At 67.6% G+C, this 26,278-nt stretch carries 27 protein-coding genes, 2 tRNA genes and 1 pseudogene; 24 read left to right on the top strand and 6 right to left on the bottom strand.

All coding sequences use genetic code 11. From position 1 onward, the window contains the following. The first annotated feature begins 221 nt into the window (after positions 1-221). The 9 genes from OF850_RS03745 to OF850_RS03705 all read left to right on the top strand — a co-directional run bounded on the left by OF850_RS03745 (position 222) and on the right by OF850_RS03705 (position 6,111). Complete coding sequence (locus OF850_RS03745; protein WP_301588429.1) at positions 222-488, top strand: hypothetical protein; 267 nt, start codon at positions 222-224, stop codon at positions 486-488. Beyond that, a complete protein-coding gene (locus OF850_RS03740; RefSeq protein WP_301588428.1) occupies positions 485-700 on the top strand; it encodes a hypothetical protein in 216 nt (71 codons plus the stop codon). The genes OF850_RS03745 and OF850_RS03740 overlap by 4 nt, the downstream gene beginning before the upstream one ends. Beyond that, on the top strand, positions 697-1,566 hold the full coding sequence (locus OF850_RS03735; RefSeq protein ID WP_301588426.1) for a DUF7146 domain-containing protein: 870 nt from the start codon (positions 697-699) through the stop codon (positions 1,564-1,566). The genes OF850_RS03740 and OF850_RS03735 overlap by 4 nt, the downstream gene beginning before the upstream one ends. Beyond that, positions 1,559-3,028 carry a YfjI family protein gene (locus OF850_RS03730; protein WP_301588425.1) on the top strand — a complete coding sequence of 490 codons (1,470 nt, stop codon included), beginning with the start codon at positions 1,559-1,561 and terminating at the stop codon, positions 3,026-3,028. The genes OF850_RS03735 and OF850_RS03730 overlap by 8 nt, the downstream gene beginning before the upstream one ends. Further along, a complete protein-coding gene (locus OF850_RS03725) occupies positions 3,025-3,381 on the top strand; it encodes a hypothetical protein (RefSeq protein ID WP_301588424.1) in 357 nt (118 codons plus the stop codon). The genes OF850_RS03730 and OF850_RS03725 overlap by 4 nt, the downstream gene beginning before the upstream one ends. Next, entirely contained in the window at positions 3,378-3,788 is a 411-nt protein-coding gene (locus tag OF850_RS03720) for a hypothetical protein (protein ID WP_301588423.1), read from the top strand. The genes OF850_RS03725 and OF850_RS03720 overlap by 4 nt, the downstream gene beginning before the upstream one ends. A gap of 98 nt (positions 3,789-3,886) precedes the next feature. After that, positions 3,887-4,114: a hypothetical protein gene (locus OF850_RS03715; protein WP_301588422.1), complete on the top strand. Its 228-nt coding sequence runs from the start codon at positions 3,887-3,889 to the stop codon at positions 4,112-4,114. Between the two features lie 9 nt (positions 4,115-4,123). Further along, positions 4,124-5,629, top strand: a complete 1,506-nt coding sequence (locus tag OF850_RS03710; RefSeq protein WP_301588421.1) for a PAS domain S-box protein — start codon at positions 4,124-4,126, stop codon at positions 5,627-5,629. 65 nt (positions 5,630-5,694) lie between these two features. Further along, entirely contained in the window at positions 5,695-6,111 is a 417-nt protein-coding gene (locus tag OF850_RS03705) for a response regulator (protein WP_301588420.1), read from the top strand. A gap of 155 nt (positions 6,112-6,266) precedes the next feature. Here the strand turns inward: OF850_RS03705 and OF850_RS03700 are convergent, their stop codons facing one another. Further along, positions 6,267-6,512 (bottom strand): DUF6894 family protein, encoded by a 246-nt coding sequence (locus tag OF850_RS03700; protein ID WP_408906454.1) that lies wholly within the window; start codon positions 6,510-6,512, stop codon positions 6,267-6,269. A 512-nt stretch (positions 6,513-7,024) separates the two neighbouring features. Between OF850_RS03700 and OF850_RS03695 the strand changes: the two genes are divergently transcribed. Then, positions 7,025-7,564 (top strand): hypothetical protein, encoded by a 540-nt coding sequence (locus OF850_RS03695; protein WP_301588418.1) that lies wholly within the window; start codon positions 7,025-7,027, stop codon positions 7,562-7,564. Positions 7,565-7,577: 13 nt separating this feature from the next. Then, positions 7,578-7,730 (top strand): hypothetical protein, encoded by a 153-nt coding sequence (locus OF850_RS03690; protein ID WP_301588416.1) that lies wholly within the window; start codon positions 7,578-7,580, stop codon positions 7,728-7,730. Between the two features lie 110 nt (positions 7,731-7,840). On the opposite strand, the gene OF850_RS03685 is transcribed toward OF850_RS03690, so the two are convergent. Together OF850_RS03685 and OF850_RS03680 are read right to left on the bottom strand one after the other, a co-directional pair. Beyond that, a complete protein-coding gene (locus tag OF850_RS03685) occupies positions 7,841-8,701 on the bottom strand; it encodes a hypothetical protein (RefSeq protein ID WP_301588414.1) in 861 nt (286 codons plus the stop codon). 567 nt (positions 8,702-9,268) lie between these two features. After that, positions 9,269-9,913 carry a PEP-CTERM sorting domain-containing protein gene (locus OF850_RS03680; protein ID WP_301588412.1) on the bottom strand — a complete coding sequence of 215 codons (645 nt, stop codon included), beginning with the start codon at positions 9,911-9,913 and terminating at the stop codon, positions 9,269-9,271. Positions 9,914-10,182: 269 nt separating this feature from the next. Between OF850_RS03680 and OF850_RS03675 the strand changes: the two genes are divergently transcribed. Then, entirely contained in the window at positions 10,183-10,359 is a 177-nt protein-coding gene (locus tag OF850_RS03675) for a hypothetical protein (RefSeq protein WP_301588410.1), read from the top strand. Positions 10,360-10,409: 50 nt separating this feature from the next. On the opposite strand, the gene OF850_RS03670 is transcribed toward OF850_RS03675, so the two are convergent. After that, a complete protein-coding gene (locus OF850_RS03670) occupies positions 10,410-11,102 on the bottom strand; it encodes a hypothetical protein (RefSeq protein WP_301588409.1) in 693 nt (230 codons plus the stop codon). 678 nt (positions 11,103-11,780) lie between these two features. Here OF850_RS03670 and OF850_RS03665 point away from each other — a divergent pair. Then, positions 11,781-12,506, top strand: a complete 726-nt coding sequence (locus tag OF850_RS03665) for a PEP-CTERM sorting domain-containing protein (protein WP_301588407.1) — start codon at positions 11,781-11,783, stop codon at positions 12,504-12,506. Between the two features lie 505 nt (positions 12,507-13,011). On the opposite strand, the gene OF850_RS03660 is transcribed toward OF850_RS03665, so the two are convergent. After that, positions 13,012-13,086, bottom strand: a tRNA-Asn gene (locus tag OF850_RS03660). A 71-nt stretch (positions 13,087-13,157) separates the two neighbouring features. Continuing rightward, a tRNA-Cys gene (locus OF850_RS03655) sits at positions 13,158-13,231 on the bottom strand. 110 nt (positions 13,232-13,341) lie between these two features. On the opposite strand from OF850_RS03655, the gene OF850_RS03650 reads away from it, so the two are divergent. The 11 genes and pseudogenes from OF850_RS03650 (at position 13,342) to OF850_RS03600 (ending at position 26,276) form a co-directional block, all read left to right on the top strand. Then, positions 13,342-14,022 (top strand): protein-L-isoaspartate O-methyltransferase family protein, encoded by a 681-nt coding sequence (locus OF850_RS03650; RefSeq protein WP_301588405.1) that lies wholly within the window; start codon positions 13,342-13,344, stop codon positions 14,020-14,022. Positions 14,023-14,084: 62 nt separating this feature from the next. Then, positions 14,085-15,470 (top strand): TolC family outer membrane protein, encoded by a 1,386-nt coding sequence (locus tag OF850_RS03645; protein ID WP_301588403.1) that lies wholly within the window; start codon positions 14,085-14,087, stop codon positions 15,468-15,470. Positions 15,471-15,502: 32 nt separating this feature from the next. Continuing rightward, positions 15,503-16,006 carry a DUF2497 domain-containing protein gene (locus tag OF850_RS03640; protein ID WP_301588401.1) on the top strand — a complete coding sequence of 168 codons (504 nt, stop codon included), beginning with the start codon at positions 15,503-15,505 and terminating at the stop codon, positions 16,004-16,006. A 47-nt stretch (positions 16,007-16,053) separates the two neighbouring features. Continuing rightward, positions 16,054-18,714 (top strand): valine--tRNA ligase, encoded by a 2,661-nt coding sequence (locus tag OF850_RS03635; protein ID WP_301588399.1) that lies wholly within the window; start codon positions 16,054-16,056, stop codon positions 18,712-18,714. 28 nt (positions 18,715-18,742) lie between these two features. Continuing rightward, complete coding sequence (gene ilvD / locus OF850_RS03630; RefSeq protein ID WP_301588397.1) at positions 18,743-20,461, top strand: dihydroxy-acid dehydratase; 1,719 nt, start codon at positions 18,743-18,745, stop codon at positions 20,459-20,461. 79 nt (positions 20,462-20,540) lie between these two features. Continuing rightward, positions 20,541-21,697 (top strand): annotated as a pseudogene (locus tag OF850_RS03625) (DegT/DnrJ/EryC1/StrS family aminotransferase). After that, positions 21,601-22,188, top strand: coding sequence for an O-linked N-acetylglucosamine transferase family protein (locus OF850_RS03620; protein WP_368044674.1), 588 nt, complete (start codon positions 21,601-21,603; stop codon positions 22,186-22,188). The pseudogene OF850_RS03625 and the gene OF850_RS03620 overlap by 97 nt, the downstream one beginning before the upstream one ends. Positions 22,189-22,440: 252 nt before the next feature. Further along, positions 22,441-22,767 carry an O-linked N-acetylglucosamine transferase family protein gene (locus OF850_RS03615; RefSeq protein WP_301588392.1) on the top strand — a complete coding sequence of 109 codons (327 nt, stop codon included), beginning with the start codon at positions 22,441-22,443 and terminating at the stop codon, positions 22,765-22,767. Further along, a complete protein-coding gene (locus OF850_RS03610) occupies positions 22,764-23,567 on the top strand; it encodes a glycerophosphodiester phosphodiesterase (RefSeq protein WP_301588387.1) in 804 nt (267 codons plus the stop codon). Before OF850_RS03615 ends, OF850_RS03610 begins: the two co-directional genes overlap by 4 nt. A gap of 25 nt (positions 23,568-23,592) precedes the next feature. Beyond that, the gene (locus OF850_RS03605) at positions 23,593-24,396 is read left to right on the top strand and encodes an ABC transporter ATP-binding protein (protein ID WP_301588385.1); all 804 of its coding nucleotides are present in this window, start codon (positions 23,593-23,595) and stop codon (positions 24,394-24,396) included. Then, entirely contained in the window at positions 24,393-26,276 is a 1,884-nt protein-coding gene (locus OF850_RS03600; protein WP_301588383.1) for an AMP-binding protein, read from the top strand. The genes OF850_RS03605 and OF850_RS03600 overlap by 4 nt, the downstream gene beginning before the upstream one ends. Positions 26,277-26,278 lie beyond the last annotated feature (2 nt).

Below are 26,278 nucleotides of genomic sequence, written 5' to 3'. Positions count from 1 at the left end.
CTGCCCTCCGCACCGCGGCCGAACTGATCGGCGCTTCGCTCCTGGGGCTGGCACTCGCTGCTGGCCTCTCCCTGATCGTCAATACATAGAAAAGCGCCGCCGGCTTAGGAACCGGGCGGCGCTGATCGCAAACTGCGTGAAGTTTCTGGCTGCACCGGGGACATAACGCGCGATTGGCTCAAAGCCAAGGTTTTCCGAGCAGCGGGCATCAAGGATTTGAAATGCCCGACAACCAAAGCTACAGCAGCGAGGGACGTGTTCTCGCGCCCCTTCCTGACTTCATTGTGCCCGTGCCGCGCGAGGTGTCGCGCCGCGCCTGGGATTGCGCCTTTGACCTTGGCGCCGAGCACTCGGGCCGGATCGGCAGCGAGGCGCTGTGGCATGCCTTTCAGGCCATCGTGACGGGGCGAGATCCTGAACTGCTGACCTGGGCCGAGTGCAGCTTGCTGCTCCGCGCCCATCGTCACCTGCGGGGGACACGCGCATGAGCCGCCGCCCTAGCCGGACCACGCCGCCCCTCCGGGCGCCGCTGGCTGCTTCCGAGGAGCCGGCGCGCCGCGTGCTCCTGCCCGGCCTCGAAACGCCCTCTGGTGCGCCCGTGGTAGTCCTGGCGACCGGACACCCCCGGCGCCCGGTCCTACACGTCCTGGGCGGCCTGAGCGCCTTGCTGGCGGCCTCCGCCACGCGGGGCGACGCATGATCGCCGCCGCCGACCTCGCCGCCCGTCATGGGCTGCGCCGCCGCGCGGGTGGACGTGACTGGGCCGGCAACTGCCCAGCCTGTGGTTACGCCAACGCCTTCTCCCTCCGCGAGAAGGACGGCCACGCCGTGTGGTGGTGCGCGTCCTGCGGCAACGACCGTGACAAGCTGGCGGAGGCAGTGCTGGGCCGCACGACACAGCGCAGCGCTGCCGGCGCTTGGCACGACCGCAGCGAGGCGCCCGACGCCGCGCGCAAGACCGCGCTGGCGCTGGCTCTGTGGAACGCGGCCCTGCCCATCGCGCGCTCCCTGGCGGAACACTACCTCGCGGGGCGTGGCCTGCCTGTGCCCGATGGCAAGGCGCTGCGCTTCCTACCCGACGCCAAGCACGCCAGCAGCAGCCGGCACCCTTGCATGGTCGCGCTGGTAACTGACGCGACCGGCAGGAGCGTGGCCGTGCATCGCACCTTCCTGGCACCCGGCGGTGCGGGCAAGGCCGCGCTGGACCCGCCGCGCATGACACTAGGGCCGGTGGGTGGTGGCACGGTGCGGCTGTGGCGCTGGACGCGCGGCCTGCCCCTGGTGATCGGTGAAGGCATCGAGACGAGCCTCGCCGCTGGGCAGATCCTGGGCGTGCCCGCCTGGGCTGCGCTGAGCGCAGGCAATCTCCCGCACGTGCCGCTCCCGCCGGGGCTGACGCACCTCCTGATCGCGGCCGACGCCGATCCGGTGGGGCAGCGCCACGCTTGGGCAGCCGCGGATCGCTTTGCCGCCGATGGGCTGCGGGTGGAGGTGCTGACCCCCGATGCCGGTGACTTCAATGATCTCTTACAGCGCCAGCAGGCGCGGGATGGCAACCATGGCTGACGGCTTCGCGCGCGAGACGGCGCATGCGCCCGAGAAACGCCCGCTCTATCGCACCCTTCCGCCCGCCCTGCCTTATCCGGTGGGCGCGCTGGGGCCGCTGCGCGACGCAGCGGAAGGCGTGCGCCTGCTGACGCAGGCGCCCCTCGCCCTGTGCGCGCAATCCGTGCTGGGCGCAGCGGCGCTGGCGGTGCAGGCGCACCATGACGTGATCCTGCCCGGTGGTGGGCGAAAGCCGCTGACGCAGATCTTCGTCTCCATTGCGGAAAGCGGCGAGCGCAAGTCCAGCGTGGACCGCGCGGCCCTGCACGCGGTCTATGCGGTGGAAGCCCGATGGGCGGAAGCGCACGCGCAGGACTTCGCCGACTGGAAGGCGGACCACGCGGCCTGGAAGAAGCACAAGGAGCACCTGGAGACCACGCACAAGGCGAAGCGGACGGAACTCGCGGCCGCTCTACGGACCATGGGCGCCGAGCCGAAGCCGCCGCCACACCCGATGCTGCTGGTGGCCGATCCCAGCCCCGAGGCGCTGGTGATGCATCTGGCGGATGCGCGACCGTGGGGCGGCGTGTTCACGGCCGAGGGCGGCATCCTGGTCGGCGGCAATGCCTTTAACGACGAGACGCGCATGCGGACCGGCGCGCTGCTGAACACGCTCTGGGACGGCGAGGCCATCCGGCGGCTGCGGGTGGTGACGGGCAAAGCCTTCCTGCCCGGTCGGCGATGCAGCGCGCACGTCATGGTACAGCCGGTGGTGGCCGATGGGCTGCTGAGCGATGACATGCTGGACGGGCTGGGGCTGCTGGCGCGGATGCTGCTGGTGGCGCCGGACAGCACCGCCGGGACGCGCCTGTTCCGCGACTGCGCGGCCGAGGCGAAGGCGCTGCTGGCGCCCTACAACGCGCGCCTGACCGAACTGCTGGAGCGTGAGCCGCGGGTGAAGGCGGATGCGGATGCGGTGCTGGATCCTCTACCGCTGGAATGCGGCGCGGACGCCCCCGCGCTGTGGATCGCCTTTCACGATTATGCCGAGAGAGCGATCCACGAAGGGGGCGAGTGGCGGGCGATCCGGGCCTGGGGCGCAAAGGCGGCCGAGCATGCGGGGCGGCTGGCCGCGGTGCTGGCGGCCTATGCCGGCGAGGGGCATGTCTCGGGCCAGGCCATGGCGAACGGCGTGACGCTGGCGCAGCACTATGCGGCCGAGATGCTGCGCCTCAAGGGCGGCGCGGCGGTGACGCCGGAACTGCGCGAGGCCAAGCGGCTGCTCGACTGGTGGCTGGCGCGGCGCGACCCGCGCGCGCACCTGTCCGAGATCTACCAGCGCGGTCCGGGCAGCGTGAGGACCGCATCCAAGGCACGGGCGGCGTGCGAGGTGCTGGTGGAGCATGGCTGGCTGCGGGAGATGCAGCCTGGCGCTGTGCTGGACGACGCACCCCGCAAGGCGGCGTGGGAGTTGATGCCATGACGGCCGGGTTCGATGCCCGCGCCGCTCTGGCGCAGATCCGCGCAAGGCGAGCAGAAGCCGAAGCGGCACGGCCGGTTAGCAGCCTTCGCAGGATTAGCAGCGAGCCAGATGCGTTTCCCGCATCCGCGGCCGCCCCGTCTCCCTGGCCGGAAGGAGTGGACTTCGTCCTGACGCGCGATGCGGCCCGGCTGTCGGGCTATGTCGCGGCCGGCTGTCGGTGGCGCTGGTGCCCGTCCGGCAGCATCGAACTGACCAAGCCCGATGGCCTGCCGTGGTGCCTGCCGCCTGAAATGGTAATTCGGCTGGGAGCGGAACGGCTGCTGCCCGAGGTCGTGACGGAGGCGCAGCCGTGAGCGCCGCGCCAATCCCAGCCAAGGTGGCGAAGCTGTTGCCCCTGCTGGGCAGTGACAAGCCCGGCGAGGTGACGGCAACCGCTGCTGCCATCGGCCGCACCCTAACGGCCGCAGGGCTGGACTGGCATGCGCTGGCGCTTGTGGTGGAGCGCCACACGGCCCTGCCGGTGCGCCCTGGCATAGCACCGGCCGCCGCCTTCTCTTTCGGTGCCCTGCCACCCCGTGGCGCTCGCAAGGCGCTGGCGCTGCTGGCCACGCGCCCCGGCCTGACGCGGCAACAGGTGGCGGCCATCGAAGTCATCAAAGCGCGGCTGTTAGGTGCGCCGGTCCATGTCCGCATCAACCACGCCGACGCGGCTTGGCTGGACGCCTTGTGGCATCGTGCCTTCGGAGACAAGGCGCCATGAGCGAGCCAACACAACCTCCCCAAACCTGCGAGGGAGCCGCCCGAAAATCACGCGCGCATGTGCGCGCGCGCGCGAGGAGCGAGGATGACCCGACCGTAGTGGGTGTGCGGCTGGGACCGGAGGACCGCCGGACGCCCCTGGTGCTGGTGGACGTGCGCCTGGGGCCGGCGATCGTGACCTTTGGCTTTGCGCGGCTTCGGCGCGGGCGGTGGGAGGTGCGATGTCCTGCCGATGCCTACGGTGCTGCGGCGGTGCGCCTGCCACCACGACTACGAGTGCGCGTGGTGGAGATGGTACGCGTGGCAGCGGAGAATGCCTGGCGATGACGCTCCCTCTTGCTCGGTGTCACCGGGGTAGAGGGTGTTACGGACCTAACCTCGGATTGTGGCCACGCCAGATGCGAACATCTGAGATTGGCAGAAAGCCGACCAGGCGACTTCACCGTGACCCCGCCAGAGATTTACCTCGACGGTCCTGAGCGGATCGCCCAGCATGGCAGGACATGTGGTCGGCAGCCTTGGCCATCGGCCGCGAAGCGTGCCACTGGCGGCCTGCAACAGAACCCATCGGCTCACCTTTCCGCGCAGATGGATAACATCGGAAGGTCGGCCGACATGCCAATCGAGAAACAAGACCGTGATCGGCAGGGCCAAGCCCCTGCCGAGCGCGACATGAGAGCCCTCCAAGCCCAGGGCGGGCCGTTCGTCGAGGCCGTCGAGGCCACACGCATGCCGATGGTGGTCACCGACCCTCAGGTCACGGGCAACCCCATCATCTACGCCAACGGCGCCTTCCTGGACCTGTGCGGCTACGGACCCGACGAGGTACTCGGTCAGAACTACCTCTTCCTCATGCCCGATGCTGCAGAGCCTGATATGGCTCAGCGGGTCGGGGCTGCCATGAACGCCCGCGAGACCATCGCCGAGGAAATCCAGTTCCGCACCAAGAATGGCCGCACGATCTGGGTGAAGGCGTTTGTTTCCCCCATGGCCGAAGACGGGGTGGTGGTGCGGCACTTCGCCTCCTTCCTGGACGTGACCGACCGGGTGGAACGCGAGAATGAGTTGCGCGAGATGACGGCCACGCTGGACCGGCGCGTCGAGGCGCGCACGCGCGAGCTGAGCGAGGTCAACGCCCGCCTGCAGGAAGAGCTCGAGCGGCGGCTGCAAACGGAAGCGGTGCTGCGCGACGCCATGGCGCAGCAGCAGGAGGATCTTCGCTTTCGCGAATTCATGGTCCGCGAGATCAACCACCGCACCAAGAACGCCTTCCAACTCGGGCTCAGCCTCCTGGCGATGCAGGCCCAGCATGCGCGGGACCCGGAGTGCAGCGCGGCTCTGGAAATCGCCATGGAGCGGATCCGGCGCATGGCCGAGGTGCATGCCCTGCTGACCTACGACGGCACCGCGCCGGACAGCATTGACGTCTCCGATTACCTGCGACGCCTGTGCCGCGACATGGAGAAGAGCTTCGTGCCCGCGCCGGGCCGGATTGCCGTGGCGGTGGAGGCCGAGGAGGACGTGGCCTGGAGCCCGGATCGCGTGCTGCCGCTGGGGCTGATCGTGGGCGAGGCGCTGACCAATGCGCTCAAGCATGCCTTCCCGGACGGGCGCCAAGGGCAGGTGCGGGTGCAGCTGCGGGCACAGGGTGGCGGGCGCATGCGGCTTTCGGTCGAGGATGACGGCGTGGGCCTGCCGCAGGCGAAGCGCGAGGGCTCGCTGGGGCTGCAGCTGATCCAAACGCTGGCGCGGCAGGTCGACGGCAGCGTGACTGTCGGACCCCGACATGGCGGCGAGGGAACGGCCGTCATCGTCACCTTCCCGGAGATGAGCCAGGTCTGAAAACAGGAACCGAAACCGAGAACACCCGCTCGAACTTGCTCAGGAAACAAAGGCTCGAAGCGACCATGGTCAGGGTGTTGCTTGCGGAGGACGAGGCCCTCCTTGCTTTGTTTTTCCAAGACGAGCTGGAAGCGTGCGGATGCGAGGTGGTCTGGGCTCCGAATGGCAGAAAGGCGCTCGAACAAGCGGAGCAAGGCGTGGGGTTTGATGTGCTCGTGACCGACCTAAACATGCCACACATGCGAGGGGAGGAACTCATTCGCCGATTGCGGCGGACGTGGCCACGCCTTCCGGTCGTGGTGGTGACGGGAACCCCGCCCCCCGAGGGGGCTGCTGGCCTCAACGCGGAGGGCGATGGACCGCTGCTCCTGCTGGTCAAGCCAGTCCTTCCCGCCGCGATCCTGAAAGCCCTGGTGGCGATGGGTGTGGCCGTGGGACGGCTCAAGCGTGAAGGCGGGCGCTGCTCGGAGGGGCAGCCCTGAACCTCCGCTGCGGGAGGGGTTGGGCGGCCAGGGAAGCCGTGGAGGTGTTTCAAAGGCACTGGAACTCCAAGCGCGGGCATCTGTGCCACGAAGGCCGGCGGCACGTCCTTCAGCTTTGAGGGGTGGCCGTCAGGGTCAGCAGGCGGCCGGCCCGCTCACAATGCTTCGATCACGCTCCGAAACGGAACCGTCGCCACCACCGCCCCGGCTTCGTCGGTGATCTCGAACTCCTGGCTGCCAAGCTTGCCATCGCGCCGGATGCCTTCGGCGAGTATGCCGCGGGCTGCGGGAATGGCCGCCTTGCGCGCTACCTCAACGTCGGGGAGGTCTGTCCCCTCCGGATCCTGCATCAGGTCGCTTCCGTCGCGCACAAGGAAAAAGAAGCGGGCATGGCTCCTCAAGCGTCCGCTTGTCCGAGAGTTGCGGAGTAGTACCCCCCAAACGATGAAGCCCCGCCGATGCGTGGCGGGGCTTCTCGAAGCCTCAGGAAGGTAGGTGGGTTGCGGCCTCGGCCCGGGGCGTACCCGGGGACTTGCATCCCCGGCACCGCTCTTCTGAGCGGAGGAGCAGGGACAAGAGGAATAATGCTTCCCGCCCGAAAGGTTTCCCCGCCAGCAGTGCCTGGCGGACGGGCCACTCCGGAGCGGGGAACAAAACCTTGAGCTGAAAGAAAGCGCTCTGGCCCTTGTGGGACCGGAGCGCTGACTTGTGTGTGCTGACGCAGAAGGTGTCAGGCAGCCTTGCGGCGCACGAGACTAAGGCGAGCAGGCCGGCGCCCAGCAGGGCCAGGCCAGCCGGAGCCTGCACAGCCATTCAGATCTACCCCAAGATCGGACCCGCACTCTCGTCGCACTAGCCAAACCCGCCGCTGATCGGGATAGCTGGGCCCCACCATGGGAGCGAGGGCCTTTCGATGTTCATTCGCTGCAAGGAGGGGGTCTTCGTCAGCCTAGCCCAGGTCGAGGCGATCCGTCCGGTTTACGCGACCCAGCGGGATGAGCCTCAGTTCTCGGCTGGTGCGTTGATGGAATGGGCCGTCTCCACAGTTGGCGGCCGCCAGTACACTGCTGACCGGCATGAGTTCCGTGAGGAATTTCTAACGAGCCAAACCATTTCCGCAGCCGCGGGGGAGCGCGCGCTCGTGATTACTGTGGTGGACTGTATGGCACGCCCGACGGAGCAGGACATGTCCGCAAGGTGGTTACCAATCGTCGCATGGCGGATCCCATCGGCATCGGGGGCTCCCCCCCAAGCGGTTCTCCTTGAAGAGATCGCGTCCAACGAGATCACGCTGATTGAAATGACCGACGGTCGGCTGCTGCTCCCCCACGGTCGCGAGTACGAAGACGAGGCCGAAGCAGCGGCCGCTATCCTGCGAGATTTGCAGGAGGAGTGTGACGGGAAGGAGGCTGCACCGCCAGCTGACGCTCGGACGTCCAACGAGGCGGAATGATGCGCAAACTGGAATGTTCGAGCAGATGGGACCTGAGGGCGGGCCGCGCTACCGCTACCGGGGCGCCGAGATCCCCTGCGACTACCGGCCCCCGCGAGCCTTTGGAGGTGACGTGACCCTCGACAGCGCCGCGCCCGGCACCCGCGTGGAGACCATCCTTTTGTGAGGGGCCAGAGGGTTCCACTGCGGCTCCGGGGGGTTCGGGAGGCCGCCTTGAACCGACGCTGACGTCTCGGGCGGCAGGCAACCTGAGTGGTTGCCCGCCAATGTCAGATGTCAGCGGACGTTGCCGGTGCCTCGCACCAGAAGCACGTCACGTGTTCCGCGACGCGCGCCGAAGACCGCTGCCAGCGCGCCGAGCAGCATGATGCCGAAGATCGCAAACCCCGCCGTCGCCGCGCCTGAGGCCGCGGTGTCGGCCGCTTGGCGTGCCGTCTCCTCAGCGCGACGTACGGCCTCGGCAGCCTGCTGCTCCGCCTGCTGCACCCGCTGCTGCGCTTCCTGAACCGGAATGTTGTACTCGGCTGCCACCAAAGCGTTCAGTCGCTCTCGGTCGCTGGCGGTCATCCGGCCATCGGTCACCCACCGCGTGGCAAGAGTGGCCATCTCGGCATTGCGCTGATCCGAGGTCATGGAGGCCGGGGAGCCGCCGCCACTCAGAGCACGCTGGACGCGGTCCACCATCCCCTGGGTCGCGCTCTGCAAGCCCCCCGGGCCGGCAACGTTGCTCGCTGCGGAGGCCGCCGAACCGGCGCCCCGGACGACGCCGCCCAAGACACTCGACGCGCTCGTGGCCGCTGTCGAGGCGATGCCGGCCACAAGGTTGCCGAGCAGGACCGCCGAGATCAGGAAGGTCGTACCCCACACGGCCAACCCATGCAGCGTGCCGTCCGTGTTGTCCGAGGTGCCGGACAGGCGAGCGGCCACGTAGGCACCCACCGCGAGGCCGATCAAGTTTGAGATCAGCACCCAGATCGCCGCGCCGATCCCGAAGCTGGAGGCGGAGGGGGTGTCGCGCGCTGTCGCGTCCACGGTGGTGGCGCCGACGCCCGCCCCAAGGGCGTTCAACATGAGGCCGATCGTCACGGCCACCACGGCGCCGGCGATGACGGCACCCCAGGAAATCCGGGAGGACAACGAGGGCGCCCCCTCAGGCAAGACCGCCGCAGGTGCCAAGCCAGCAGAAGGGCCGGTTTCAACTCTGTTTTGCATGACGAGGTATCCTATGTTTCTAGATCGTGGGGACCGGTGTTTGCGCTGCCGTTGGCTACGGCTCCGGTATCGCCGGCTACCTCACCAGCAACCTCCCGAAGCATTGCCCGGATCGTTTTCGTCTCGCCGACCGCGCGAATGCCATCCATGGGGGAGGACGCCTCTGCCGACCGCCTTGGCGACCAGGGCTGATCGAAGCAATCTCGTATGGGTGAACAGCGCCGAGGCCGCTTAGTTACCGACCGAACGGTCAGCGTCGGCTCGCGCGCCTCCGCAAGATCAAGCCCGACGCCAGCGTGCATCGAAGGATCCGGGGCCAACTGAGCTAATGCGCGCGCGGCGCATCCTGCCGCCCAGTGTTCGGGCAGCAGGCTTGGTCCCGCTGGGCGGCGTGGAGATCATCCGCCGGAACACCAAATCCTCAGCTGAAAAGAAACGCTCCGGCCGTTGTGGGACCGGAGCGCTGCGGTGAGTTGGCTGACGAGGAAGGTGTCAGGCGGCCTTGCGGCGCACGAAGCCGAGGCCGAGCAGACCGGCGCCCAGCAAGGCGAGGCCAGCGGGGGCCGGCACCGGCACTTGGCCCGGAAGGGCCGCGGAGCCACCGGAGAAGGTGAAGGTGCCGACCAAGTTCACGCCGTCCGTCTGGCCCGAGAAGGTGAAGGTGCCAGAAGTCGGGTCAAAACCGGCCGCACGGAGCGTGCCGACGCCATTGATCAGCAGGTAGTCGGTCTCGTACGCACCCTCCGCTGCGGGCGGGGTCGAGAACTGCGTCGTGTTGATCGAGTTCAGGTCAAAGGACACCCCGCCCACGGTAAAGAAGTCGGCGATAGGGCCCGCGAACGAGGCGAAGTTGAAATCCTGGATCGCGCCGGTATCCCCAGCCGAGACGGGCATGTTGCCGCTCGGGTTGGTCTGATCCACCCGGAAACTGCCGCCCGCGCCGGTGACGCAGGGGCCGGTGATGTTGGCGCAAAAGTCGATGGCGGCCGCGTCCACGAGGCGGACATTGTTGCCGCTTGCATCCGTGCCTCGGAACAGGCCACCAAAGTCGATGGAACCCGTCAGAGGCGCGGCGTTCACCGCAACAGGCGCGGCAAGAATGGCAAGGCCCAGGGCCATGTGCTTCAGCATCTGCATAATCTCTTTCCTTTCCGTGCTTGGCCGGTGCAGCCAAGCCGTGCACCCGTTGTTGCAGGCACTATTGAAAGACATGCAAGCGCCGTGCCAGTAAATTATTTCCAACGGAAACAAACGCATACCTAAAGGTAGTCCTGGGAATTTTATGGATTTGCATAGGTTGTCGACACCGGTTCAGGTTTCACGAGAGGAGTAAACAATTTTTACTCAGCAGGGCTTGCGCCGCACCCGCCTTTCTCGGGGGGCCGGAAGCGTATTGCATCGTGCCCATGGATATTCGCCGCGCCACACGTCTGGCGGGCGACTTGCCTACCGAAGAGTTCCTGGCCCGGATGCACTGCACCGAATGCAGGCATCGCGGCGCCCAGATCATGGTGCATGGCGATCCGCGTCCGCCCGATGTGGTCGAGCGCAACGGGCCGATGCCGGTGACGCTGGAGGAATAAAGCCCCGAAACGACGAAGCCCCCGCCAAGTCCGGCGAGGGCTTCGGTCCTTCAGGCGCTGGCCTGACCGCGCCGGACGAGGCCGAGGCCCAGCACGCCGAGGGCCAGCAGGGCGACGCCGCCGGGCGCGGGCACGGCCATGGCCGCGGTAATCGGGCCGGAGAATAGGCAGGGGTCGAAAGCCGCGTCGCAGCCCGTCCCGATGGCAACGGCATCGCCGGAGAAGCCCCACCCGCTGAAGGCGAGGTTCACGCCCAGGATCTTGCCATAGGGCATGTGGTTGTCATCATTGAAGTGGAACGAGCCCGTAAGGCCCGTCTTGGCGCTGCCCTGGAGGCTGAAGGCTTTGGTCTGGAGGGTGTCGTTCCGGCCGATCTGGACATCCCGCAGATAGGCCAGATCCACAAAGTTGCCCGAGAACATCTCGCCGCCGTTGAAGGTGACGCGGAAGCCCAGCAGCCCATCCGTCTCATCCACCAGCGGCGTCGTCCGGAAGATGCTGCCATCCGGGTTCGCGTAGGCGTCCGAGTTGTTGAACCGGAAGTCGAAGCCTTTGTTGAAGGCCGCCACCGTGACGGTGATCTGCCCGTGCATCGTGTTCCGCGTCGGGACGCTGCCATCCACCTGCCCGGTGTAGGCGGCGCTGAAGTTGAAGTTGACGGTGGCGGGCGCCGCCTGCGCCGCGCCAGCGGAGGCAAGCAGCAGCAATCCCAGCGCGACCCGCTGGCCCAGTCTTCGGATCATGATTTCCTCCCGAATTTTTAACGGAAGGACGCTACCATTGCTCGGAAAGGTATATGCAAGCCCTCTCATGAAAGAAAGCCGCTCGCTCAGAGGTGAGGGCTCAGCGCAACGGCCAGTCTGGGCTGGCCTTGAACATGAAGCTGTGGGCGTAGCCGCCAAGTCGGTCGGGCTGCTGGTGCGTCTCGGGGGAGAAGGCTTCGACCGGCACGGGTTCGCCCTGCCAGAGGAACCAGCCTGAGTAGCCCCGCTCGAAGAGATGACGAAACAGCTCGAAGGGCCGAGATCTATGGCAACAAGGTGGGCGCCGTTTGCGGGCTGCGGATGGAAGGTCGCCCGTTCTACGGCATCAGCTCGGAGGGCCGAAGACCACCACTTACTTGGGGATCTGTCGGTGATCGAGCAGCGCGTGCCGCACTGGCTCAAGGCCGCGCCGAAGAGCGAGAGACGGCGTTCGGCGAGGCTGCTCAATACGCAAAGCCAAGCGGGCCGCGTGCTGCAATCTCTTGTAATGTATCGATACAGAGGATCAACGAGGCTGGGCTCTGAGCTCCTCTCGACCGAACCTTTCAATTCTAGGTGGAATAATGGACAAGGCTTAATATCGACGCCACGTTATACGGTTGAATGGGCGCAGCTGCTCCGTGATCATTCCGGCGCATAAGCAGGAAACACTCGATAATGCGCTTCCCTTCGAAATGCTTCGCGGCAGTCTGTCTCGCCGCCATCGGACTACTGACACCAGCCGCTGCTCAGGCAGATTGGATTTACAGCTTCGTCCAGACCGGGGCTACGTATGGCAATGGAGGGACGTACCCCGAGAACCCCGGGGTGGGCGATCCGCCGTGGACGATCCCGTCAGGTGATCTCAACACCTTTGGGTCCTTCCGCCTCGCGGACAATTTTGTCCGGACCGGGCGGACGATCGACCTGAACACGGATACTCCGTGGGACAACTCAGCGAAGGGACTGGTCGATATCCAGTTCACGACCGCCACACGACTGAACCCGTGGGCGTCCATCAGCGCTAATATGGATGACTTCCTTCGCATCCCCCAGTCGAGCGGATTGTACTATTATCACCTCCTTTTGAAGAGTTCGCCTGGGAAGCTGTTTCCCACCGGTTACATCCTCTACAATGACCAAAGGTCGGACACCTTCATGGAAATCGCCGCGGACGGCACCGTCAAGGGTCACTTCAACTCGGACTACGGCGGTGGATATTGCTACTCGACTGGCTCCTGCCAGTTCACGGGCTACTTCACCGCGAGCCACGTGCGGAACGGCAACGGCCCGAATGCCTTGGCCGCTGTTGCCGTGCCTGCCCCTGCCTCGCTCGCGCTACTGGGGATAGGCCTCGCGGGCCTCATCGCTGTGCGGCCACAGCGTGCGCGCAAGGTCGACTGACGGGCAGCCTCGCTCCTGGGGAACGACTGCACGCTTGATCAGGCGCCGCACGGGAAACCGTGTGGTGCCTGCCGCACCTCGCAAATGCCCTACGTTGGAACTAACGGCTGAGGCTGTGTCACGACCGCGCCAAATGGTAGCAGGCGGCATGCCCGATGACCTTGAACTGAGCGGACAGGTGGGCGCCGAAGACGGGCCGCGCTACCGCTACCGGGGACGCTGAGATCCACTGCAACAAGGTCAGCGCGGTTTGTCAGCTGAGTATGGCCGGGCACCCCCTCAAACGGGCAGCAGTTCGGGGCACCGAACACCATCACGCCATTGGTGGATCTTCGGGTGATCGAGCAGCGCCTGCCGCACTGGCTTAAGGCGGTGCCGAAGGATGAGATGCGGCGCTAAGCGTGCACCGGGCAACGCTTACAGAAAGGCAGCCGACGCTCTTTTGTGGGCCGAGTTGTGGGCTGGCGGCTTATTGCTCCGTAAAGCCGCAGAAAAGCTCGACCGATGGCTCCGGCGGTTGGATTCGAACCAACGACCAACGGATTAACAGTCCGCTGCGCTACCGCTGCGCCACGCCGGAACATCGCGGTGCGGGGCGAATAGCAGAGGGCTTCCCGCCCTGCAACCGCCCCGGAAACACTACCTGCGCTGTGGAGGTCCGGAGCGGAATCGAACCGCTGTAGAGGGTTTTGCAGACCCTTGCCTGACCACTCGGCCACCGGACCCCAAGCGCGGGCCCGGTATCGGGCAGCGGGGCCTTCCGGTCAAGGCGCGCCGGCTTTCCGCCCCGCCCGGCGCCCCGTATAAGTCCCGCCAACGGAAAGGCAGGCAGGCGATGACGCTCCCGGCGGCAATGGTTCAGGATCATGAGGCGGCGCGCCGCATGATGGTGCTTGGCCAGATCACGCCCAACGCGGTCACGGACCCCTTGCTGGTCCAGGCGATGGGCGAGGTCCCGCGCGAACGCTTTCTGCCTTCATCCATGGCGACCCGCGCCTACGCGGACGAATCGACGCCCCTCGCACCGGGGCGTTTCATGCTCCAGCCCATGGTTCTGGCGCGCATGATCCAGACAGTCCTGCCCCAGCCCGGAGAGCGGGCGCTGGTTCTCGGGGCTGGAAGCGGCTACGGCGCGGCAATCCTCGCACGGATGGGCCTCGTCGTGACGGCGGTGGAAGAGGAGCAGCCGCTGGTGTCGCTCGGCCAGAGCGCGCTCGAGTTCGCCCTGCACGGCAACCGGCCGAGCCTGCATGTCGGCGACCCCGCACGCGGCTGGCCAGAAGGTGCGCCGTTCCGCATCCTACTGATCGAGGGCGCAGTCCAGCGTGTGCCAGAAACCCTCTGGTCCCAGCTGGGCGAGGGCGGTCGGGCGATCCTGGTCCGCGCGCGTCCCGGCATGATGGGCCAAGTCTGCCTATTCCGTCGCGTTGGCGGGACAGTGAGCGAGTTGCCGGTTTTCGAGGCTCCGGCGCCCCTGCTGCCTGCCTTCGCGGAATCGGCCGGATTCCGGTTCTGACCCTCGCGGTGGCGCCGGGCGACGCCACCCGCTATTCTCCTTCCCAAGACGCTCGGAGTTCCATGCGGATGCGTTCCAGCCCGTTCCGTTACGGCCTCGCCGCCGCTATGCTGCTCGCGGTGGCGCCTGCCAGTGCCCAGACGCTGCAGGAAGCCCTGGCCCAGGCCTACAACAACAATCCGACCCTGCTTGCTGCCCGCGCCCAGCTTCGCGCGGTGGACGAGAACGTTCCCCAGGCCCTTGCCGGCTGGCGACCCACCGTGGTCATCGGCGGCTCCTACGGCGCCACGGATGTGCGGAACACCGGGCAAGGCGGTGTCGTCAGTCGGATCGACCGCTCGCCGGCCAGCGTCACGGGCACCGTCACGCAGCCGATTTTCCGCGGCGGCCGCACCGTCGCCCAGACCCGCCAGGCGGAGAACCAGGTCCTGGCCCAGCGCGCCCGGCTCTTCGCGACCGAGCAGCAGATCCTGAGCGACGGCGTGAACGCCTATATCGGCGTGATCCAGAACGCCGAGCTCCTGCGTCTCAACATCAACAACGAGCAGGTGCTGGGCCGCCAGCTCCAGGCCACCAATGAACGGTTCCGCGTCGGCGAGATCACCCGCACCGACGTGGCACAGGCCGAGAGCCGCTTGGCCGGAGCGCGGTCGTCCCGCACCCAGGCGGAAGGCAATCTCCAGATCGCCCGCGCGACCTATCAGCGCGTCGTGGGAGAGCCGCCGGGCCGGCTGACCAACCCACAACCCCTGCAGGTGCCGGTGCGCTCGGCCGGCGATGCCCAGGCCGCGGCCATTGCCAACAACCCGAACGTGGTCGCGGCCCTTTTCAATGCGGCCTCCGCGCGCGACGCGGTGGACGTGCAGATTTCCACCCTGCTCCCTCAGGTTTCCGCAACGGCCCAGGCCTTCCGGCAGGACAACTCGCAGCTGCGCGGCACGCGCCAGACCGGCGGGCAGGCGACGCTGAACCTCAACGTGCCCCTCTATCAGGGCGGCGCCGAGCACGCCCTGGTCCGCCAGGCGCGCCAGACGGCGCAGCAGGCCATCTCCCAGGTGGATGAGGCGCGCCGCGCCGTGGCGCAGCAGGCAGCCCAAAGCTGGGAGCAGCTTCGCTCGGCCCGAGCCACGGTGGAAAGCGTGCGCTCGCAGATCCGTGCCGCCGAGATCGCGTTGGACGGCGTCCAGCGCGAGGCGATCGTCGGCAGCCGCACCACGCTGGACGTGCTGAACGCCGAGCAGGAATTGCTGAACGCGCGCACCAGCCTAGTGAATGCCTTGTCCACGGTCGTGACCGGCTCCTACAACCTGGCCGCTTCCGTCGGGCGTTTGACGGCTCAGGATCTCGGGCTGCCGGTCGAGCTTTACGACATGCGCCAGTACTACAATGCGGTGCGCGACCGCTGGGTGGGCATCGGCGACTACTCGGTCGCGGCGGTGCGGCGGTGAGCGGAAGCGGGCCTGCGCAGCCAGAGCCCACGATGGACGATATCCTGGCGTCCATCCGAAAGATCCTGAACGAGGACGAGCCTCCAGCCGGACCGATCCCCGTGACGGAGCCGGAGCCCCTCCTGCTCACGCCGGACATGATGATCACCCGGCCGGAGGGCTCATTCCCGGCGGGGGCGCGCGAGCCTCCGCTCGTCTCGCCGGAGCCCGTCCCCCTCGCCGAACTGCCCGCGCCCGCATCCGCCGCGGCTGCCCCGGAGCCCGAGCCGACCCCCATGCCCGATCCGACTCCCGAGAACCAATCGCTCATCGCCCCGGCCGCGGCGGCGGCGGCGGCGGCCGCCCTCGGACAGTTGTCGCGCGCCGTGGCGCAGGAGCGGGCCACGGTCGTCACCCGCGGCGGCCCCACGATCGAGGAGCTGGTCCGGGAGGAAATCCGACCCGTCCTGAAGGAATGGCTCGACACGCATCTGCCCGCGATCGTCGAGCGCCTGGTCCGCCAGGAGATCGAACGGGTGATGTCCCGGCAGGGCTGAGGCTTAACTGGGCTTGACGGGAAGCGTGGGGCGCGGAAGTTGCGCCCATGCTCCCCAAGGCTTTCGACCCCTCCGCCATCGAATCGCGCCTCTATGCCGAGGCCGAGGCCACCGGCGTCTTCGGCGCCGACCCCGCGCGGGACCGCCCGCCCTTCACCGTCGTCATCCCCCCGCCCAACGTCACGGGCAGCCTGCACATCGGCCATGCGCTGAACAACACGCTGCAGGACGTGCTGGTGCGCTTCCGCCGCATGCAGGGAAGCGACGCGCTATGGATGCCGGGCACGGACCATGCCGGCATCGCCACCCAGATGGTCGTCGAGCGCCTCCTCGCCAAGACGCAGCAGCCCGGCCGGCGCGAGATGGGGCGAGAGGAGTTCCTGGAGCGCGTCTGGCAGTGGAAGGCCGAGAGCGGCGGCACCATCACCCGCCAGCTTCGTCGCCTGGGCGCCAGCCTCGACTGGCCGCGCGAGCGCTTCACCATGGATGAGGGCCTGTCCCAGGCCGTGCTGGAGGTCTTCGTGCGCCTGCATGAGGAAGGGCTGATCTATCGCGACACGCGCCTCGTGAACTGGGACCCGGTGTTTCAGACCGCCATCTCCGACCTCGAGGTGGAAAGCCGGGAGGTGAAGGGCACGATCTGGACGCTCCGCTACCCGGTGGAGGGCGGCGGCCATATCGAGGTTGCCACCACGCGCCCCGAGACCATGCTGGCCGACACCGCCGTCGCCGTTCATCCGGAGGATGAGCGCTTCGCCGCGCTGGTGGGCCGTCATGTCATCCTGCCGCTGGTCGGCCGGCGCATTCCGATCGTCGCGGACGCCTATTCCGACCCGGAGAAGGGCACGGGCGCGGTGAAGATCACTCCCGCCCACGACTTCAACGACTACGAAGTGGGGCGCCGGCACGAACTCGCCATGCCGAGCGTGCTGGACGAGAGTGCCCGCGTCACTCTTGCCGAGATCGAGCAGCCGTCGCCCTTCCTGCGCTCCCTGGAAGGCATGGACCGCTTCGAGGCGCGCCAGCGCATCATCGCGGAACTCGATGCGCAGGGCCTGCTGGTCCAGGCGGAGCCGCACCCGCACCAGGTGCCGCATGGCGACCGCTCCGGCGTGCCAATCGAGCCGCGCCTGACCCTGCAGTGGTATTGCGATGCCGCCACCTTGGCGAAGCCCGCCATCGAGGCGGTGGAGACCGGCCGTACCCGCTTCGTGCCGCGCCAGTACGAGAACCTGTTCTTTGCCTGGATGCGCGACATTCAGCCTTGGTGCATCTCTCGGCAATTGTGGTGGGGCCACCGCATCCCGGCCTGGTATGGCCCAGACGGCACCGTCTTCGTGAAGCGCAGCGAGGCGGAGGCGCTGGAAGCCGCCCAGGCGCACTACGGCGAGCCGGTGGAACTGCGCCGCGACGCGGACGTGCTGGATACTTGGTTCAGCAGCGCCCTCTGGCCCTTCTCCACCCTTGGTTGGCCCGGGGACACGGCGGAGCTTCGAAAGCACTATCCGACCGACGTGCTGGTGACAGGCTTCGACATCATCTTCTTCTGGGTGGCCCGGATGATGATGATGGGGCTGCACTTCATGAAGGAAGTGCCGTTCCGCGACGTGGTGATCCACGGTCTCGTGCGCGACGCGAAGGGGCAGAAGATGTCCAAGTCGAAGGGGAACGTCATGGACCCCCTCGACCTGATCGACCAGCACGGCGCGGATGCGGTGCGCTTCACTCTCTGCGCCCTGGCCTCGCCGGGCCGCGACATCAAGCTCGATCCGCAGCGGTTGGACGGCTACAGGGCGTTCGCGACCAAGCTGTGGAATGCCGCGCGCTTCCTGGAGATGAACGGCGTCAGCCCCAATCCGGAGTTCAACCCGGCCACGGTGCGGACGCCCCTGGCGCGCTGGCTGCTCGGCAAGTCCTCGGCCGCCATCGCCGCGGCGACGGAGTCGCTTGAGCGCTTCCGCTTCGACGACTACGCCGCCGCCCTCTACGGCTTCACCTGGAACAGCTATTGCGACTGGTTCATCGAGTTCGCGAAGCCGGTGCTGAACGGCCCCGACGGACCGGAAAAGGATGAGGTTCGCGGCGCAGCCCAGCACGTCCTCGGTGTGATCCTGCGCCTGCTGCACCCGGTCATGCCCTTCGTGACGGCTGAACTCTGGGAGCAGCTTGGCTACGGCAAGGCGGTCTCCCTCACCACGACCGAATGGCCGCGCGCCGTGCTGACCGATGCGGAAGGGGAGGGGATCGACCTCGCCATCGCGGCGATCGGCGCGATCCGCTCGGCGCGTGCGGCGCTGAACGTGCCGGCCGGAGCGGCGCTGCCGCTACGAGTCTCTGGGTCCATGTCGGCCGCGCAGGACCTCGCGGCCTTCACGGCGCAGATCATGCGTCTCGCACGGGTGGAGGCCCCGCAATTCGTCGCCGATGCAGCGGAGGGTGCCGGGCCCGGTGCCAGCGCGGCGGCGGGCGAGTTGTCGCTGTTCCTTCCGCTCACGGGGGTCGTGGACCTTGCCGCCGAGCGCACGCGCCTCAGCCGGGATCGTACGAAGGCCGAGAGCGAGCGCGACAAGCTCGCGAAGAAGCTTGGCAATCCTGGCTTCCGCGCGAAGGCTGAGGAAAGCGTGATCGCCGAGACGGAGGAAAGGCTGGCCGAAGCCGAGGCCGAGTTGCTCCGCCTGGACGCCGCCCTGTCGCGCATCGCAAGCTGACCCAGAAAGCCGAGGAAACGCCCAAGCCATGACCCAATGGGACAAGTCCAAGCTTCCGAGCCGCCACGTCAGCGTCGGCCCGGAGCGCGCGCCGCACCGCTCCTACTACTACGCGATGGGCATGACGAAGGAGGAGATCAACGCCCCTCTCGTCGGCGTTGCGACCTGCTGGAACGAGGCCGCGCCCTGCAACATCGCCCTCAGCCGCCAAGCGCAGTCCGTGAAGCAGGGCGTGCGTGAGGCGGGCGCGGCGCCGCGCGAGTTCACCACCATCACGGTGACGGACGGCATCGCGATGGGGCACCAGGGGATGAAGTCGTCGCTTGTCTCGCGCGAGGTGATCGCGGATTCGATCGAACTCACCATGCGCGGCCATTGCTATGACGCGATCGTGGGTCTCGCCGGGTGCGACAAGTCGCTGCCTGGCGTGATGATGGCCATGCTGCGCCTGAACGTGCCCGCCGTCTTCATGTATGGCGGCTCGATTCGTCCCGGGCACCACCGCGGCCGCGATGTCACGGTGCTGGACGTGTTCGAGGCCGTGGGCACCCACGCCGCCGGCCGCATGAGCGACGAGGAGCTGGAAGAACTGGAGCAGCATGCCTGCCCCGGCGCCGGCGCCTGCGGCGGGCAGTTTACCGCCAACACCATGGCCTGCATCAGCGAGGTCATGGGCCTCGCCCTACCGAACTCCGCCGGCGCCCCAGCGCCGGACGAGGATCGCGACGTGTGGGCACTGGAATCCGGCCGGCAGGTGGTGGACCTCATCCGCAACAATTTGCGTCCGCGCGACATCGTGACGCGCAAGGCGCTGGAGAATGCGGCGCGCATCGTCGGCGCGACGGGCGGCTCGACCAATGCTGCGCTGCACCTGCCGGCGATTGCGCACGAAGCCGGCATAGACTTCCCGCTGGAGGAAGTGGCGCGGCTGATGCGCGACACGCCGCACATCGCCGACCTCAAGCCCGGTGGACGCTACGTCGCGCTCGACGTGCACCGGATCGGCGGCGTGCCGGTCATCATCAAGGCGCTGCTGGACGGTGGGCTGCTGCATGGCGATTGCATCACCGCCACCGGCAAGACCTTGGCCGAGAACCACGCGAAGGTCACCTTCCCGCAGGACCAGGACGTGGTGCGCCCGGTCTCCAACCCCATCAGCAAGATCGGGGGGGTCGTCTCGCTCTTCGGCAATCTCGCGCCTGATGGTGCGATCGTGAAGATCGCCGGCATGGAGAAGCTGCGCTTCGAGGGGACGGCACTTTGCTTCGACTGCGAGGAGGACGCCTTCGCTGCCGTCGAGGCGCGCGCTTACAAGCCCGGCGACGTCATCGTCATCCGCTACGAGGGCCCCAAAGGAGGGCCCGGCATGCGCGAGATGCTGAGCACGACCAGCGCCCTTTACGGCCAGGGGATGGGCGACAAGGTGGCGCTGATTACCGATGGCCGCTTCTCCGGCGCCACGCGCGGCTTCTGCATCGGCCATGTGGGGCCAGAGGCGGCGGTGGGCGGCCCGATCGGCATGCTGCGCAACGGCGACCGGATCGTAATCGACGCGGAGAAGGGCACGATCGACGTGGCGCTCTCGGAGGAGGAACTGTCAAAGCGCCGGGCGGACTGGAAGCCTCGCCCGCATGACTACAACAGCGGCGCCCTCTGGAAATACGCGCAGACCGTCGGGCCGGCGCGCCACGGGGCGGTGACCCAGCCCGGGGCGCGCTCCGAGACCCACGTCTATGCCGATATCTGACATCTGACCTGGCGGCGTTAACCCGGCCTTATGGGCCGCGCAGGCATCTTCCCGGAAGCGAAATCCGGGAAGCACGCTGATGGTGAGCGCCTCGTCCATTCTGGAGCCGGGAATCCGGCCAACCTTGCTGCCACGGCCGGCGCTCTCCTGCAGCCGGGTGGCGCCGTCCCTCCTGACGGTCGAGGGCGCGCTCCCACCCATTCCGGTGGCGCGCCCGCTGCTGCCGCACGTCGATGCGCTGCTGCCCTATCTGCGCCGAATCGACGCCGCGCGGGTCTACGCGAATTGGGGCCCCTTGAACGCGGAGCTAGAAGTGCGGCTCGCCGTGCATTGCAGCGGCCATGTCGTGTCCGTCTCCTCCGCCACCGATGGATTGGTCTGCGCCTTGCGCGCAGTGCTGGAGGATCGCCCTCTCGAGGCCCGGCGAGGCCTGTGCCTGATGCCCTCCTGGAGTTTTGTGGCGAGTGCCCACGCCGCGATCGTCGCCGGCCTCCAGCCCGCCTTCCTCGACGTCGGTGAGGAGCGATGGGCGCTGGAACCCGGGCAGGTGCGCGACGCGATCCGTGCCGCCCGTGCGAGCCAGGAGGAAATCTCCGTGGCCGCCGTGCTGGTCGTGGCGCCATTCGGATTGCCGGTCGATCCTGGCCCTTGGGACGCTTTCACGCAGCAAACGGGTATCCCCGTCGTGGTCGATGCTGCTGCCGCTTTCGATGGACTCTCCGCCGGTTGTAGCCCCGCCGTGGTGAGCCTGCATGCGACCAAGGCCGTGGGGGCTGGGGAGGGGGGTTCGTCGCCACCACCGATCCCGATCTCGCTCGTCGCATCAAGCGCACGGCGAATTTCGGCTTCTTCGGGTCCCGGACTGCAGAGGTTTCAGGGCTAAATGCGAAGCTCAGCGAGTATCATGCCGCCGTCGCCCTTGCTGCACTGGACGAATGGCCGCATCGCCGCGCTGCCCTTGCGTCCACAGCGGCGCGGATGGCCGAAGCGCTGGCAGGAATGGGCTGCCGGCTCCAGCCGGGCTTCGGAAAGGATGGGTCGGTTCGACCTGCGTGGTCCCCTTGCCCGAAGGGGACATGCAGGATCTTCAACTCCTCGCGACAATCGAGCCATACGCGGAAGGTGAGGGGGATGCGGCGATCCTGGCGGGTCATGCCCGATCCCTGCATCGAAGGTTTGCCACCGCTGGTGCCCGACGGCACCGGTCCCGAGAAACCGAGGGGCGCACCCGCATGAGCATCCTGTCCCCCGGGCTGGGGCGACACCCAGTCGGTTGGCTCACCCTGGCTGGCCTCGAGCGGCTACCGGAGGAGGGGTTCGACCTGATTGTCTGCTCCCAACGCGGCTTCGAGGATCCGCTCGATCGGCGCTTCCGTGCCCTTGCGGCGGAATGGCGTGATGTGCCGGCCGGACTGACGGACCATGATCTCGCAGAATGGCTCCGTGCGCGCGACCTCGACCTCCTACTCGAGATGGGAGGGCACGGTGAGGGCGGCCGGGTCTCCTGCTTGCGGCACCGTCCTGCGCCGGTCGCGGTGAAGTGGGTGGGCGCGCAGTCGGCTACGACAGGTGTGCCGGGCGTGGCCTGGATGCTCACCGACGCACGGGAGACCCCTGCGGGATTTGAGCCCCACTACACCGAACAGCTGCTTCGCCTGCCCGACGGCTATGTGTGCTACACGCCGCCCCCCTACGCGCGCCCCCCATCACGACCCTGCCGGCCCTGACGCGCGGGTACGTCACCTTCGGATGCTTCAACAACCTTCAGAAGGTGACGCGCCGCGCTCGGCGGGCCTGGGGGCAGATCCTTCGGTCATTGCCGAGGGCGCGCCTCGTGCTGCGGACCCACGCGTTGGGCGATGCACCGACGCGCGACGACTTTCGCCGCCTTGTGCTGAGGATGACATCCCGACCGACCGGTTGGAGCTTCACGGACCCCTCCCCCCGACCGCCTCCTCGCCGCATACGGCGAGGTGGATGTGAGCCTTGACGCATTTCCCTATTCGGGCGGGCTGACCGTCTGCGAGTCCCTGTGGATGGGCGTTCCGGTCATCACTCTGGCGGGCACCCATTTCGCCGGACGCCATGCCTTGTCGCATCTGACCATTCTTGGCCTGCAGGATTGGGCCGCCTGGGACTGCGATGCCTATGTCCGCCTCGCCCTGTCCAAGGCAGGGGACCTGAATGTCCTCGCGGGGCTGCGGGCCGGGCTGCAGACACGGATGGCGGCGTCCCCGCTCATGGATGCCGCACGCTTCGGCCGGAACCTTGCCGCCGCCCTGCGACGCGCACTGGCGGAGGCTTGACGGGGCCGGTTGGGCGGCGCGACACGCCGATCATGCCTACTCCCGAACTCGCCAGCCATCGTGGCGGCGCCTTCCTCTGGCCGGAGAACAGCCTCTCCGCCATTCGCGCTGCCCGTGCCTTCGAGGCCGAGCAGGTGGAGATCGACATCCACATGTCGCGCGATGGTGAGCCGGTCGTCATGCACGACGCTACGTTGGACCGGATGACGGATGGCTCCGGGCCTGTTTCCGCACTCGACTGGGCGGCGCTCCAGCGTCTTCGGGTGAAGGGGACGGGCGGCGAGGCCATTCCCCATCTGCGCGAGGCGGCGCAGGCAATCGCGGCAGGCAGGAAAATCCTGCGGTTGGAGATCAAGAGCGACACGACCGGCGCGCCCTATCCAGGGCTGGCGCGCGCGGCCGCCCATGCCGTGGGCGAGCGGGCGGCCACGGTGGTGATGTCCTTCGAGCCCGCGACCCTCGCCGAGTTGGCTGAATTGGGCGGGTTCGCACAGTACGTCCTGCTGGTGGATGGGAGGCGGCGCCGCGCCAGCCGTGCCGAGGACCTGATTGCCGCCTGCCGCGCCGTCGGCGCCACCGAGCTTGGCCTGCCGGTCGAGGCCGTGGATGTCGATCTGGCGCGGGCGGTTCATGGGGTCGGTCTGCGGCTTTCGGTCTGGGGCGCGAACCACGCCCCCACCTTGCGCCACGCCCTGTCGCCGGAGCTTGCCCTGGACGCGATCGCGACGGATGACCCCCCGCTCGCAGCGCAAATGCGCGCCGATGCAATGCGCTTGCGGACCGGCCACCCTCCCGACTAGCCTTCCGCCCATACAGGGAGGAAGAATGCCGGGAAGCACGATCCTGGAGGCGGACCGCGTGTCGCTCCGATTCGGTGGCGTTCGCGCGCTCACCGACGTGTCCTTTGCCATCCAGGCGGGCGAGGTGTTTTCCATCATCGGCCCGAACGGCGCCGGCAAGACCTCCATGGTGAACTGCGTCTCGGGCCGCTACCGGCCGACCGAGGGGCGCATTCTGTTCGAGGGGAGGGACATCACCCGCCTGCCGACCAGCCGCCGCGCGGCCTTGGGGCTAGGCAGGACCTTCCAGAACCTCGCCCTGTTCGGTCACATGACCGTGCTCGACAACATCATGGTCGGGCGTCATCACCTGATGAAGTCCGGCTTCATCCGAGGCATGGTCCACTGGCTCGGCGGCGCGCGGCAGGAGGAGTTGGCGCACCGGCGGGAGGTCGAGGAGATCATCGACTTCCTCGAGATTCAGCATGTCCGGAAGGCCCCCGCCGGGACGCTTTCCTACGGGCTCCGCAAGCGGGTGGAACTGGCGCGCGCCGTCGCGTTGCGCCCCAAGCTGATCCTGCTGGACGAGCCGATGGCGGGCATGAACCTCGAGGAGAAGGAGGACATGGCCCGCTTCATTCTCGACCTGAACCAGGAATGGGGCATGACCGTGCTGATGATCGAGCACGACATGGGGGTGGTCATGGATATCTCCCACCGCGTCATGGTGCTGGATTTCGGACGCAGGATCGCGGAAGGCCTGCCGGAGGAGGTGATGGCAGACTCGCATGTCCGCCGGGCCTATCTGGGCGAGGTGGAGGAGACTCCGGAGCCGGAGACCGCGGGATGACCGATGACACGCTTCCGCGCCTCCTCGCCCGCAATGCCGCTCGCCATGCGAACGAGATCGCACTGCGCGAGAAGCACCTGGGCATCTGGCGCTCCTTCACCTGGGCCGATTACCAGGCGCGCGTCCGCGGCTTCGCCTTGGGGCTGGCATCACTCGGCATCCGCGGCGGCGACGCGGTCGGGCTGATCGGCGACAACCGACCGGACTGGGTGATGGGCGAGGTGGCAGCGCACGCGCTGGGATGCCGCACCATCGGCATCTACCGCGATTCCATGGAGGAGGAGGTTGAGTTCCTCCTGGCCTTCACCGGCGCCTCCGTGGTTTTCGCTGAGGATGAAGAGCAGGTGGACAAGCTGCTCAGCATCGGCGACCGCCTGCCGGGCCTGCGGCACATTGTCTTCACCGACCCACGCGGGATGCGCAAGCTGGAGGATCCGCGCCTCGTCAGTGCCGAGGAGCTGTTGCGCCGCGGGGCGGAACGGCCAGAGCGCGAGTATGCCGCGCTGGTGCAGGCGACACGTGGTGAGGATGTTGCCATTCTCTGCACTACCTCGGGCACGACTGCGCGGCCCAAGCTGGCGCAACTCACCTCGAGCGCACTGATACGCCATTGTGAAGCCTACCTCGCCGCTGACCCCAAAGGCCCCCAGGACGAGTATGTTTCGGTGCTGCCGCTGCCCTGGATCATGGAGCAGATCTATGCGGTCGGCTGGAACCTCATCTCCCGCATGAAGGTCAACTTCGTGGAGGAGCCGGAGACCACCATGGCCGATTTCCGCGAAATCGGCCCCACCTTCGTCCTTTTCGCGCCGCGCACCTGGGAAGCGCTGGCGGCGGAGGTGCGCGCGCGCGTGATGGACGCAAGCCCGTTGAAGCGCCGAATGTTCGATCTCGGCATGAATCTCGGGCTCCAGGCCTTGGAGAAAGGAGGGCGGTCGGCCGTCGCGGATGGCATCCTTTTCCGTGCCCTGCGCGACCGGCTGGGCTTCACCAACCTACGCTCCGCCGCCACGGGTGGCGCCGCGCTCGGCCCCGATACGTTTCGCTTCTTTCTCGCGCTCGGCGTGCCGTTGCGCCAGCTCTATGGGCAGACCGAGACGCTGGGCGCCTATACGTTGCAGGCGCCGGGCCGAGCAGATTTCGAGACCGTGGGCACCCCGTTCAACGAGCAGATCGAACTCCGCGTGAATGACCCGGACGCCAACGGGGTCGGCGAGATCGTCACGCGGCATCCGCACATGTTCACCGGCTATTTCGGCGTGGCCGAAACGCCGGACCTGCGTGATGGCTGGCTGCATACCGGCGACGCCGGGTATTTCGATGCCAAGGGCCGGCTCGTCGTGATCGACCGAATCAAGGACATCGCCACGACCAGCACTGGCACGCGCTTCTCGCCGCAGTACATCGAGAACAAGCTCAAGTTCTCGCCCTATGTGGCGGAAGCGGTGGTGCTGGGGGACGGACGACCTCACCTCGCGGCGATGATCTGCATCCGCTTCCCTATCGTCAGCAAATGGGCTGAGCGGAACCGTATCGCCTTCACCACCTACACGGACCTTTCGGCGCGACAGCAGGTGCAAACGCTGATCGCCGAGGAGGTCGCGAAGGTGAACGCGACCCTGCCGGAAGCGCAGCGCATCCGCGACTTCGTGCTGCTCTACAAGGAGCTCGACGCGGATGACGAGGAGCTGACGCGCACGCGCAAGGTGCGGCGCGGTGTCATCAATCAGAAGTATGGCGACATCATCGCAGCCATCTATGGCGGGCAGGGGGAGATCCCGGTGGACACCACCATCACCTTCCAGGACGGAAGCCGCAGCCGCATTCGCACCACCCTGACGGTACAACGCGGCGACGCCGCGCCAGCCAAGGCGGCCTGAAC

Source organism: Sabulicella glaciei (genome assembly GCF_026183895.1).
Classification (GTDB): Bacteria; Pseudomonadota; Alphaproteobacteria; order Acetobacterales; family Acetobacteraceae; genus Roseococcus; species Roseococcus glaciei.
This window is presented reverse-complemented; position numbering and strand designations above follow the sequence as displayed.